Raw genomic sequence first — 744 nt, 5'->3', positions numbered from 1 at the left:
GCTTTTGAAGGCGCTGTCAAGTAAGCCAGTCGTGTTCTCTTAAAGCATTTATTTATTCGAGGTCCCGTGCTGGCTATTGCGAGTGCGGGTTTTTCTTTATTAGAAAATAGGCAAAAATATGAATGATATTGAGCGTCTGGAACAAGAAATTTGTTTAGCCTTAGAGGCAGCAGGTGATGAACAAGCACTTGAAACAGTGCGTATTTCAGCATTGGGTAAAAAAGGTAGTATCTCTGAAAAATTAAAAGAATTAGGAAAAATGGATGCTGGCGAGCGCCATAAAGTTGGACCTGTTCTTAATGGATTAAAAAATCGTATTTTAGAGTTATGGGCGCAAAAGCGTGATCTTCTAAAAAGACAAGCAATGGATGCTCGTCTTTCTCGTGAAACGGTGGATGTTACCTTACCTGTTCGTTCTTCTCCTATGGAACGGGGGCGTATTCATCCTATTTCACAGGTAATTGAGGAAATTATTGCCATTTATACAACGTTGGGTTTTTCTCTTGCAGAAGGTCCAGATATTGAAACAGACTATTATAATTTTACAGCATTAAATTTTCCTGAAGGGCATCCAGCGCGTGAAATGCATGATACATTCTTTTTTGATGTTGATAAAATGGGAGAGAGAAAATTATTGCGGACCCATACATCACCTGTACAAATTCGCACACTAGAAAAACAAAAAGCACCGATACGGATCATTATTCCTGGAAAAACTTACCGCATGGATTCGGATGCAACGCA

1 pseudogene is annotated in these 744 nt (G+C 39.2%); it reads left to right on the top strand.

Annotation, left to right across the window (positions count from 1 at the left end):
• Nucleotides 1-118: 118 nt before the first annotated feature.
• Nucleotides 119-744: pseudogene (locus ACFIO3_RS14600) on the top strand (phenylalanine--tRNA ligase subunit alpha); the annotation flags it as partial.

This window comes from Bartonella sp. AD328YNZD (assembly GCF_042196425.1).
Note: the sequence above shows the minus strand (reverse complement) of the source record. Positions and strands in the feature narration are given on the sequence as shown.